This is a genomic window from Bacillus sp. EAC, from assembly GCF_002156875.1.
Classification (GTDB): domain Bacteria; phylum Bacillota; class Bacilli; order Bacillales; family Bacillaceae_G; genus Gottfriedia.
Map to the genome: position 1 here is coordinate 239810 of NZ_NCSY01000006.1, position 12479 is coordinate 252288.

Here is a 12479-nt window from a genome sequence, read left to right on the forward strand (position 1 = left end):
TCTATTAACCTTCGCAACTACTTGTAGAGGAGTTTCCTTCACTATATTCCCTCCTTTTAAGGAAAATAAAGAGAAGAAATAACTTCTCCTCTTCATTTTTTTTAGTTCTTAGCTAGTGCCTCATCGGCCTTTTTCGTTAACTCTTTTGCTGCATCCTCTACACTTTCTTCTCCGCTCCAAGCCTTTTTCAGAATATCTGTTTCATATTGCCAAATTTCTCCTGTATTTTTCACACTTGGAAGTGGAACAGAATAGTCAACACCGTCAATAAAGGCTTTTAAGTTCAAATTCGGAACAGATTGAATCCAAGCTTCTTGAGTACCATTATAAGCAGGTATAACTGTTCCCGTATTCGCATACACTTCCGCTGCTTCTTTAGATCCCAGGAACTGTACAAACTTCCAAGCAGCATTCTTATGTTTTGTATTCGCCGCAATAACATTAGATAGACCATGTATCGCAACCGCACGTTGTTTTCCTTTTGGTACAACCGCAACGTTTAAATCAGGATTTTTTTTATATTCTGGGACCATCCAAGGACCATCAAACATCATAGCTATTTTTCCTGAAGAGAATAATTCAGAAGGAGCCGTTTCTGTCATTTGGGCTTGTGTAGGAGAAAGCCCTTCCTTAATAAAGCTAATATTGTATTTAAGTGCTTCAATAGCCTCAGGTTGGTCAAAGCCAACAGACTTGCCATCTTCAGAAACGATATGCCCGCCATTTTGCCAAATTAAATCATAATAACCACCTTGGTTACCCATTAACGCAGCATAACCCCAAATACCTTTACCCTTGTTTGTTAGCTTAGTCGCTACTTCCTTTAATTTGTTCCAGTCCCAAGAATCATCTGGATATGGCAAACCTGCTTCATCAAAAATCTTTTTGTTATACCATAAGCCTGTCGTATCAAAATCTTTTGGAATACCAAATAATTTTCCATCAACTGTATAAAGATCAACTAAAGACTTTGGATAGTTGTCTAAACTATAATTATCTTTTTTAGCCATATCGCTAAGGGGAAGAATTACTTTACCTTCAGCATATTGAACTACGTGTGGACCATTCATCCATAAGACATCAGGCAATGCTCCACCTGTTGCAGCCGTTTCAAGCTTTTGGAAATACTGAGCGTAAGGCGTAAGTTCCGTTTTCACCTTAATATCCGGATATTTTTCATTAAATAATTTTATAATTTCATTAATCGCAGGAACCTGTTTCTTATCCCAAAATCCATAAGTAATTTCGACTTTACCGTCACTTGATGTTTGATCACTAGAACTACATCCAGCTAAACCTAGTAATCCTAAGGCTAAGGTTAAAAACATAATAAGCCATTTTTTCATAATGTTTCCCTTCCTTTTCATGAAAGTTTAATAGATTTTAAACCTAATAAGATTTCTATCTCATCATGACGTTACTACCAGTTGATTTGTAAAGGCTTACAAAAATGTCCTATTGTACCTATGAATAAAAATTATCACCCCCTAGTTATAATTTTAAAACCGATATAGTAATGATGTCATTACCAGTTGATGATAGTATAACATCTCTTTTTCAATTCCTAAATACCATTTTTGTAATTTTTCAAAAAATAAATTCGACACATTTCATCATGAACGTCTTAGACCTAACTAAAGCAATTGTTTCCGAAACATGAAAAATGAATCGAATCTAGTTTATTGTGATACCCTTTCTGATTCTGAAAAGGGAGAAGAAATATATTTCATTCTCCTTCTTTTTTTCTAACGCTATCAAAATCCTCCACCGCTTATTATCCAAGTAACAAACATACATACATAAAGTATCCCTTGCAGTAATAATAAAATAACTCCTGAAAATTTAGCTAAACCAGCTTCCCCTTTTTTATAAGCTACAATTCCTGCAATTATGCTAGCTAATAGACATATGAAGAACATCGCCATAAAATTCTCACCTTGAATAGAATAGTATGTATCATTTACAATCCAATCTATTGTCTTAGACGTATATGTATTACCTACAATCCAACCAATGAAGCTTAAAAGAGCCAAAACATACGACATGATTCCAAATTTTTTACTATATATTAGTACTCCGATCGTACAGATAGTAATAAAAACTGAAGAACTACCATATAAAGAATAGTCATAAATTTCTTGCCCCGTTTCATGTAGAAACCGCCCCATAAATGATAAATAAGTAAGTAGTAAACATACAATTCCAGTCCATCTAAAATACTTTAACAACTCCATATAATATGCCTCCGACCAGTAGTACCTAACTTATAAACTATTAAACAAAATAAAAAACTAGAATCGTTGAATTCTAGTTCTTGTTGACATCAAAGCAGTTCGTTCCCACATTTTTTACAAAAATTAGCGTCGGCTGGATTTTCTTCAAAACAGTCATTACAAGTATTTTTTAACGTTTTTCCGCAATTAGAGCAGAAATTTGCATTTTGTTCATTCTCTGCAGAACAATTTTTACAATGAATCTTTAGTTCTGAAATAGCTTCTCTTTTGCCTTCTGTTATGGCCTTACTTATATCTTTTACCCCATCTTGAATTTCATGGCCAACATAGTTGAATGTATCACTTGTAACAGGTGCCATTTCCCTTGCGACATATCGAGCAGCCACACTTCCATAACCTAAATTACATAACACAATCCCTATAAACAGTAAGGGCATTCCAATAAACATGTAATGGAACTTTGTGGGTCCCATACTAAAACTATTAAACGCTTGAAAGAAATCAAAAAGTCCTATTCCCATAAACATTATTCCAATTAAAACAACTAATGGTCCAACGATTCTAAAGAAACTTCTAGCCTTTGTATGACCTTCAGTAATAAACGGTTTCTTTTCACTCAATTTCATTCACCCTTTTTGAACTTCCATAATATCATTTCATTACACAATATTCTTTTCTTGAATAAAAATGACAGTTATAAAACTTGAAAACAAATACATTATTTTCCAAATATAATTCAACATTCATCTCTGATTTCCCTTCAAGACTTAGAAATTGTAATCTTTTCATAAAAAAAAAGAATGGGATCATCTCCCAGACTTTTTTTTATGCTGATTTTTTTCCATTTGTCATTCTTTCAACTAACATACTAGCAGACAAATCTCCAGTTGCATTTAACATTGTTGCAGGTGGATCTATAATTGTGCTAATTGCCGCTAGTATTGGTAAAGCTTCTACTGGCAATCCAAATAATGAAAGGATTAACATTTCCCCAATCATTCCACCATTAGGAATTGCTCCCATCACCATTCCAACTAATAATGCTATACCGATTGTTACTAGATAAATATTTAGTCCTGAAAAGTTCATTCCAAACACACCAAAAGCAAAGGCTATTTTAACAACGCCTCCCATAACAGATCCATCTTTGTGTAGTGCACTTGCTAAAGGAATAACCGTTTCTCTAACGTTTTTAGACACGCCCATTTTTTCAGCTGATTCAAAGTTCGTTGGAATTGTAGCAGCACTACTACATGTCCCAAGCGCTGTTAAAGTAGATGGTAAAACATTCTTCCAATAGATTTTGAACCCTTCAAGACCGCCAGCCATATATGCAAAAATGCTATAAACAATGAAATATAATAAAAATGCAGTTACATAATAGAGTACAAACACTCTTCCATAAGCACCTAATAATTCTTTTCCGTAAGTTGGTACTAAATAGGCAAAATATGCTCCTAGCCCCACCGGCGCAAGATACATAATATAGTTAACCATGTTCATTATTACGATGTTTCCACTTGATAATAGCTTTCTCACGATATCTGCTTTTTCGCCAGCTTTATTTGTTGCCAAACCTACTAATATTGCAAATACTATAATAGCCATCATATTACTACGAGAAAACAAACCAGAGAAATCACCAACTGTGAATGTGTTGACAATTTGCTCTACAACTGAAACCTTATCAGTAGCTTCAGGTTTAACTAGAGGTATGTGAACACCGTGTGCAGGTGGATAAACCTTCATGACAACGACCATAATAATCGCAGAAATAATTCCAGTAAATAAGAAAACTCCTGACATATTTCGAATCATTTTTCCGAAACCTTCTCCTCCACCATTCGCAAAACTCGATGCGATTGAGAAAAAAACAAGGGGTACAACTACTACAAATAATAAGTTCAAAAATAAATCCCCAATTGGTTTAAGGGCAATGCCAACGCTTTCTGAATTCCAACCGATGATTGAACCAATGATAATACTACCGATAAGTATCAACGGGAAAGCGTAATTTTTCATAGAAAACTTCATAAACTTCCTCCTTATTCATGTTGCTAATAGTAGTATACCGAAAAATTTGATAGTTTGTATCTTTTATTTATGGCTCTGTTAAAAAAGATTGTTGATTTCAAGTTTCAGGATGCTCTCTTTTCCGTGGGACGTGTGCTGCGCCTTGCACGAGTTTCAACTGTCCCCAACTCCCACAGCAATCGAGCACCTTTTCTTATCTTTTTCGAATGCCTTCTTTACGTCAACGTGAATATAAAACCAATCTTTTAAAGGAATCCTTTATTAAAATATCACCAATATACATTTGCTGAGCCTTATTTTTAAAAAATAAATCCCCACATTTTAAAAAAAGGAGAACACGCATTAGATAACTAATGCTGTGTTCTCCTAATCTTTTATAAATTACGCTACATGCTAGATTGTCTCTCAATTATTCGATAAGGTACAATAACGCTTTTCGAATGATTGTCATTTGATTGAATACGGTCAATAACAAGCTTAGTAGCTTCATTTCCTAATTGAAAAATATTTACATCAACAGAAGAAAGTCTTGGTGTGGCAAGCTCAGCTAATACTAAATTATTAAAACTTATTATCGAAATTTGTTCAGGAACTTGTTTTCCCTGATCGGCTAGTGAACTTAAAATCCCTAATGCAATAATGTCATCAGCTGCAACAATAGCTGTAGGAGGTTCGTTTAAAGACATTAGATGTTCAATGGATAGTTTTCCACTTTCTAACAAGAAATCATCATGAAAAATATACTCATCATTTACTGTCATACCAGCCAATTTAATTGCATCGCAATAACCATATAATCGTTCTTGCGTTACAAGAAAATCTCTACTTCCACCAACAAACGCAATTTTCGAGTGTCCTTTTCGGATAAATTTATTTGTAACTTCCCTTGCCGCACCGTAATTATCATTATCGATATAAGTTATGCTTTCAACGTGTTGATAAGGTTTTCCGACCAATACAAACGGAAACTCTTGTTTTAATAAATATTGGATAATCGGGTCATTTTCACGAGAATAAAGCAAAATAATACCATCTACTCGTTTTCCCATCACCATTTTTTCTACTGCTTCAAGAATTTGTTCTTCAGTTTCTCCTGTCGAAATGAGAAGAGAGTAATCTTTTATATGTGCAGTAGAACTTATTCCTCTAATAACCTCCGGAAAGAAAGGATTCTGAAATGATTTACTAGCTGAACTAGGCATGACAATTCCCAATGTCTGAGATGTTTGATTTGCTAAGTTTCTTGCATTAATATTTGGATGGTAGCCTAACTCTTCCATAATTCTTTTTACTTTTCTTTTCGTACGATCACTAATTAGAGAGCTATCTGAAATAACTCGAGACACTGTGGAAGGGGCAACTCCAGCAGCTTTTGCTACATCATTTATTGTAATTGCCATTGTAACACCTCATTTCTTACTCAATCATTAGTATATTTTTCTTAGGCTATTAATTAGTCTCAATTTTGAATACTTTTAACTATGATTTGATCCTACCTTACTTTTGAACTTCAAGAATAATTGAACCATAACCTTTTAATGTTAAAGTTGATTTATTTAAATTAGCGTTATTCATAAATAAGTTATTTATAACTTTCTCTTTTAAATCAATTTTAATCGTATCTGCTTCAATATTGTGAATAACTAATACCTTTTGATTTTTACTTTCTCTAAAGTAAGATAGACTTGACCATTCATTATATGAACCTACACTATACTCACTAAAAATATTAAACGCTTCATTATTATTTCTGATTGAAATTAGCTTTTTATAATGCGAAAACATTGAGTTAGGATCTTTTCGTTGTTCATCTAAAGGTACTAAATCTTTATTTAAACGAATTGGTTCCCACTTAGTAGTACCATCGGTTAAAGAACTGTTCCATTTAAATGGTTCACGAATCTGTTCATCAGGTTTTTCACCGAACATTCCTAATTCTTCACCGTAATATACAAAAGCTAGGCCCGGCATCGTTAAATAAATACTTGCTGCTAATTTTGCTTGATCTAAATTACCATTTAACTGACTAACAACACGATTTTGATCATGATTACTAATAAATAATGAGTCAATAAATCGTTGCCCATCCGCTAATTTTTTTCCTTCAATTTCTTTTGAGAAGAACGAGTCAAAATCAAATGCGGTACCCGTCTTTACCGCATGCATGATTTGATCAGATCCATCGAAGTTAAACATTGAATCATATGACTCGTAATATCTCTTTTGGTCATATAATGGTTTCCAAACTTCTGCAATTACAAATGCATCAGGATTATTCTTCTTTACTTCCGATGTATATTCCTTCCAAAAATTAACATTTTTACCTAAGACATTTGTACCACGTTTATATTCACTTGGTTCAAACCCCATTGCAGCAGCATCTAAACGAAACCCATCTGCACCTTTATCTAGCCAAAACTTAGAAATTTTATAAATTTCATTTCTAACATTCTCATTGTCTAAATTTAAATCTGGCATGCCTTCCCAGAAAAATGCATGATAATATTGCTTCCCTGCACGATACCATGGTCCATTTAAAGGAAATTCTTTATCTTTTCCATCATTAAATATATAGTAATCTTTATATTTCTTATCACCCTTTATTGCTTTTTGAAACCATGGATTTTGAATGGATGTATGATTAAATACCATATCCATAATGATTTTGATATTCTTTTCTTTTGCAGACTTTACTAAATTTTCAAAGTCCTGCATTGTTCCAAATTTAGGATCAACTCCGTAATAATCTACCACATCGTATTTATGATATGAAGGTGAAGGTTGTATTGGATTTAGATAAATACACTGAATTCCTAACTCTTTTAAGTAATCTAATTTTTGTTGAATACCTTTCAAATCACCATATCCATCGTTATTAGAATCCGAAAATGAAATTGGAAAAAGAGAGTAGCATGTTCGTACATTTTCAGTAAATGTTTTGCTTATTGAGAAATTTTTTATTTTCTTGTCTTCAATAGGTACTTTCGGTTTTGAAGCTGTTTGAGTTGAGCAGCCGATCAGTGAGGTTAATAATATAAAAGTTACTAGTAATTTGATTGTTTTTAGCATTTTTGTCCCTCTTTTAGAAAAAAAGAGTGAGATTCAAGACCTCACTCTTTTCATTTTAGTATATTACTAGAAGATAATGATCTGACATTATCCTTTGTTCGCTCCAGCAGTTACACCTTGAATGATATACTTCTGTAACCACACATATAGAATTGTGATTGGAACAGCAACTAAAACTGCACCTGCAGCGAACATTGTAAAATTCTGATTCGTCTGTCCTTTAATTAAATCAAATAAACCAATTGCTAATGTTTTCTTTTCATTCGAGCTTATTAATAATCGTGGCAATATAAAATCCATCCAAGGAGCCATGAATTGTGTTAAAGCAACAAATGTTAAAATTGGTTTTGATAAAGGTAAAATAATTTTAAAGAAAATTTGTGTTTTAGTTGCACCATCAATCATCGCAGATTCATCAAGTGCTTTTGGAACTGCCCCAAGATAACCTTTAATTAACCAAGTATTAAATGGAATTTGACCAGCAGCATATACTAAAACTAATCCCATATGATTATCTAATAATCCAAAGTTTAAGAATAAGATATAAATTGCAATCATTCCCATGAATGATGGGAACATCTGAAGAACTAACATTGCAATCATACCAAATTTTTTCCCTTTAAATTTAAAACGAGAAAATACGTAAGCAGCTGATGTTGATAAAAATACTGAAAGAACCATGTTAATTAAAGCGATTTTTAACGTATTCCAGTACCAAAGTGAAAACTTTGTTTCCGTTAAAAGCTCTTTATAATGCATTAGTGTTGGATTTGTAGGAATTGGCGTTGCATTTGCAAGACCTGTTGATTCACCGAAAGATGATCCGACAATCCAAATGATTGGAAATAACACAATGACAGCAACTATCGTTAATAAGATATAAATTAAAGTAGTTAATAGCGCGCTACCAAAATTAAAGCCTTTTTTATTTGTTTGTATCTTAGTAGACATTTTAGAACTCCTCCTCTTTAAATTGCTTTGTACGAGTAAAGTTCCAAGCAGAAATTGACCCAATTACTAGGAAGATTAAAATAGACATTACAGATGCCATGTTGTACATACGGTTATCAAGCGTAAGTTTGTAAATCCAAGTAATTAATATATCAGTCGATCCAGCAAATTGATAATTTGGATTCGCTGGTCCACCTTCTGTTAAGAAATAGATAACGTTGAAATTATTAAAGTTTGATGCAAATGACATAATCAATAATGGTGCTGTTGAAGCTAATACTAATGGGAATGTAATCTTCCAAAACTCTTGAGCTTTTGATGCCCCATCAATTTTAGCAGCTTCATAAATTTCTTTATCTAAGCTTGTCATTACGCCTGTCATTAATGCCATGAAATAAGGAAAACCTAACCACAAGTTAATAACTATGATTGTTGCACGAGCAATGTTTGGATGATGTGAATCTGTAAACCAACCAATCCGTTCATCTGTTAGCCCTATATTCACTAAGAATTGAGAGATTGGACCAAACTGTCCATTAAATAATGTTTTGAATACAAGTAATGAAATCATACTTGGTATTGCCCATGGTAAAATGTAAATCGTACGCCAGAATTTTTTTCCTTTTACGCGACTACTATTTACAACGACAGCCATGAATAAGCCTCCGAAGAAACATGTAACCGTAGAAAGAATTGCCCAAACAAATGTCCAAACAAATACTCCAGTAAATGTATGAGTCCAAATTGGTAAACTAAATAAGTTGACAAAGTTTTCAAAACCTACCCAAGTTACTAGTTTAGTAGGAGGTAAATGGAATTTATTATAGTCTGTGAATGCAATAAGTACACCAAAGATAATTGGCATTAACGAAATTAATGTAAGCATGACGATAGATGGAATTAAAACGATGAATTCGAACATCCCGTCCCATAAATCTCTAATGTATTCTCTTGAAGTTTGTATAGTTTGTGTTTCATTTAATTTTTTTCTTACTTTATACGCATCTTTAATATTCCAATAATAGATTCCTATAAGGATAGAGATAAAGATTAATGCAATAATACCATTTATTAATAGTACAATAGAGTGATCGCCTTCAGTTAATCCTGTTATCCCCATCGTACGAGGTTGCGTTCCTAATGTCACTAATCCCCAAAAACCTTTTAAGAAAAATCCACCGTTTTCTCTTAAATAAAATCCTTCTGAAAGTGCATTATAATGTCCTGTAATCACTTCAATTGCAACAACTAGAATCTGAATTAAAAAGAAGAATAAACCTTTGATATACTGTTTATTTACTACTTGTCCTAGTCCCCAAATAAATACAGAGAAAATGGCAGGTAGTGATGGGTTCATTTTCGATTTATTACTTGGTAAATTAGGCTCATGTCCAGTAACTTTTGCCGTTTCCATTTCTTGCTCTCCCCCTCCCGTACCAAAAAATGGTACTACTATATGCTAAAACAATATCTTATTATCTAAAATTATGCAAACAACAGAAACCGTTTGCATAATTAGTTGATAATACAGCCTCTCACACTATATTGAGAGGCTGTATTGATACTATAATTATTTTTTTCCAGCTTGTAATGCGTTGTAATCGTCAACCGCTTTCTTTTGAGCTTGTTCAGGAGTCATTAAGCCATCCCAAACGTTTACGATCATATTTTTAGCAGGATCCCACCAGTTAGCCATTTCAGGAATTGAAGGCATTGGTTTTGAGAATGCTGCTTGTGCTGCAACACCTTGTAGTAATACATCGTCGCTTAAGCCAGGTACTTCACTAGCATATTGTTCTTTAAGAGCTGGTAATTTGCCATTAGATTTGTAAAGTGCTTCTGCACCCTCTTTAGAACCTAAGAACATTGCGAAAATACGTGCTGCCGCAGGATGTTTAGAGTAAGAAGATACGTTAGCAATTTGGTTACCAGAGAAAGTAACTGGTTGTTGACCATTAATCATTGGTAATTTAGCAATTCCGAACTCAAATTTGTTTTTGTCAGCACCTTTTTGTACATCACCAATAGCCCAAGGACCAGTAATTAAGAAAGGTGTTTTACCTTTAGCAAATTCAAGAGTAGTTGTATCATTTGTAGCATCAGCAGAGTTTACATCCCAAATTGGACGAACTGCTTTTAAAGCTTCTAATCCAGCTTTTGCTTCTGGAGTATCGAATCCGATTTTGTCTGCATCATTTCCATCTTTACCAAATAAATCATAGCCATTAGCTGATAAGAAGAAATAACTTAAGTAAGAATTTCCAACTTCCCAACGAATTGTCCATTGGTTTTTCTTTTTGTTGTTATATGTTTTAGCTAATTCAGTAATTTGACTCCAATCTGTAGGAGCAGCATCTGAACCAGTTAATTGTTTTAATAATGTTTTGTTATAGAATAATGCTACTGATTCTGTAGAAATAGGAACACCGTAAGCTTGATCGTCTTTCATTACTGTCCCAACTGAAGCATCTAAGAATCGATCTTTAATTTGATCAGTATATCTTCCCATTGGTCCGATAATTGCTGATTCTAAAGAAGCACCGATACCATCATGTGGTTGAACGAAAACGTCTGCACCTAATCCTGCTTCACCATCAAGTTCCATTTTCGCACGAGTATCAACTGAACCAACTTTTTCATACTCGATTTTTACTTTTGGATACTTTGCATTGAACGCTTCTATGATAGCGTTTGCATAATCGTCATTATCTAACCATACTTTTAATGGAGCTTTACCATTTAATACATCGTCTTCCATTTTGTAACCATTTGCTTTTTCATCCCATGGAAGATCGTCTTTCTTTTTGTCCTTAGCAGTATTTGAAGCATCTTTTGATGATCCACAACCTGCTAATGCACCTAAACTTAAGCTTACCGTTGCAAATACAGCAAACATTGATTTTAGTTTCACTTTTTTTCCCCCTAATAGAGTTATCTTTTTCATAAAGTATAGCAAACGCTTTCACACTTTTATAATAATCTACTAAAATATGAAAGTCAAACAAATTAGTATATTTTTATTTTTGTTTTAATTATGTATATAAGCGCTTACATTTCTGCTTTTTAGACACTCTTAAAACTCTTAAAATAAACTATATACCCGTTTTCAATAGAGCTTTTCCATATAAATATATTACCCAATTTTACTTAGAATTCCATTTTTAAAAATTATTTCTTTCGATAAAAAAACAGAAGAGAACTCTTACCGTTTCCCTTCTGTTTTTATTGATATTACGCTATTTTGTTGTATTTTCGATAGATGTAAAAACTAAATAATACAGTACCAAAATTAAATACAATATAGACAAATGCCATTGAGAATAATGTCCCTATTATAAATGCAAATATTGCTGGAACTGTTGCCGCATATGATAGAAATGAGAAGAATTGTCTATATGTCAATTTTTTAGAATTTCCAATATTAAACAGTAGTGCCATTAAGGCAACAATTGCGATAAAAATTATATTCGTAAATATAGTTATTGGGTAGAATAATTGCATCGCCATTGCAACTGCTTGCATTTTGACACTTGATACTACTCCAATCATAATTTGATTATAATTTTTTTGCTTAAGTGCATCGATTAATTGATCATTGTATCCACCATATAAATCAAAACCTACTATGCTTACATGCACATGTTCTTTGCCTAAAACAACCGTTGTTTTCTGTGCCTCTTTCATTTCATATTGATCGTTAGGATCAAATACGATTTGTTGACTTTTACGCTCTATGGTTGTTAATTTTCCAGATGAACATGTTAAAGTATTATCTTTATAATTGCAATTTGGAACTTCCTTCTTCCATTCATTACTTTCGTAAAATGGTGAAAACACTCGTTCAGCTAATCTTTGAGAATCAGTTTGAATAATTTGAAAAACTAATGGAAACGCAATTAATGATCCCACTAAAATACTTTGAATGAAAACAAAAATTAGTTTACTCTCTTTTGTTTCATATATATTTTTTAACCTAAATCGGTTATTAAAAAAACGTCGTAGCAAGTCTTCTCCTCCTCAAAACTATCTTTTCTTTTCATCTTTATGACATATTATACATTTATTAAGAGGTAAATAAAAATGAATATGTTGCCATATTTTAGAAATGAAAAGAATTGACATTAACTGCGATTAATTATAATCTTTTTTTAAGCAAACGATTGTCCAAATTGATGAACTGGAGGTAGCATT

10 protein-coding genes are annotated in these 12479 nt (G+C 32.9%); all 10 read right to left on the reverse strand.

The features are described 5' to 3' along the window. Nucleotides 1–101: 101 nt before the first annotated feature. The 10 genes from B7R65_RS12270 to B7R65_RS12315 all read right to left on the reverse strand — a co-directional run bounded on the left by B7R65_RS12270 (nt 102) and on the right by B7R65_RS12315 (nt 12293). On the reverse strand, nt 102–1346 hold the full coding sequence (locus B7R65_RS12270) for an ABC transporter substrate-binding protein (RefSeq protein ID WP_088043074.1): 1245 nt from the start codon (nt 1344–1346) through the stop codon (nt 102–104). A gap of 408 nt (nt 1347–1754) precedes the next feature. Beyond that, nucleotides 1755–2234 carry a hypothetical protein gene (locus B7R65_RS12275; RefSeq protein ID WP_088043075.1) on the reverse strand — a complete coding sequence of 160 codons (480 nt, stop codon included), beginning with the start codon at nt 2232–2234 and terminating at the stop codon, nt 1755–1757. 89 nt (nt 2235–2323) lie between these two features. Further along, nucleotides 2324–2854, reverse strand: a complete 531-nt coding sequence (locus tag B7R65_RS12280) for a zinc ribbon domain-containing protein (protein ID WP_179194852.1) — start codon at nt 2852–2854, stop codon at nt 2324–2326. Between the two features lie 205 nt (nt 2855–3059). Then, a complete protein-coding gene (locus tag B7R65_RS12285; protein WP_088043221.1) occupies nt 3060–4256 on the reverse strand; it encodes a dicarboxylate/amino acid:cation symporter in 1197 nt (398 codons plus the stop codon). A gap of 398 nt (nt 4257–4654) precedes the next feature. Then, nucleotides 4655–5668, reverse strand: coding sequence for a LacI family DNA-binding transcriptional regulator (locus tag B7R65_RS12290; protein WP_088043077.1), 1014 nt, complete (start codon nt 5666–5668; stop codon nt 4655–4657). A gap of 97 nt (nt 5669–5765) precedes the next feature. After that, nucleotides 5766–7337 carry an alpha-amylase family glycosyl hydrolase gene (locus B7R65_RS12295; RefSeq protein WP_088043078.1) on the reverse strand — a complete coding sequence of 524 codons (1572 nt, stop codon included), beginning with the start codon at nt 7335–7337 and terminating at the stop codon, nt 5766–5768. A gap of 87 nt (nt 7338–7424) precedes the next feature. Then, the gene (locus B7R65_RS12300) at nt 7425–8288 is read right to left on the reverse strand and encodes a sugar ABC transporter permease (protein ID WP_088043079.1); all 864 of its coding nucleotides are present in this window, start codon (nt 8286–8288) and stop codon (nt 7425–7427) included. 1 nt (nt 8289) lies between these two features. Next, on the reverse strand, nt 8290–9702 hold the full coding sequence (locus B7R65_RS12305; RefSeq protein WP_256941291.1) for a carbohydrate ABC transporter permease: 1413 nt from the start codon (nt 9700–9702) through the stop codon (nt 8290–8292). A gap of 156 nt (nt 9703–9858) precedes the next feature. Beyond that, on the reverse strand, nt 9859–11199 hold the full coding sequence (locus B7R65_RS12310; RefSeq protein ID WP_179194853.1) for a sugar ABC transporter substrate-binding protein: 1341 nt from the start codon (nt 11197–11199) through the stop codon (nt 9859–9861). A 320-nt stretch (nt 11200–11519) separates the two neighbouring features. Beyond that, a complete protein-coding gene (locus tag B7R65_RS12315) occupies nt 11520–12293 on the reverse strand; it encodes a DUF1189 family protein (protein WP_088043081.1) in 774 nt (257 codons plus the stop codon). Nucleotides 12294–12479 lie beyond the last annotated feature (186 nt).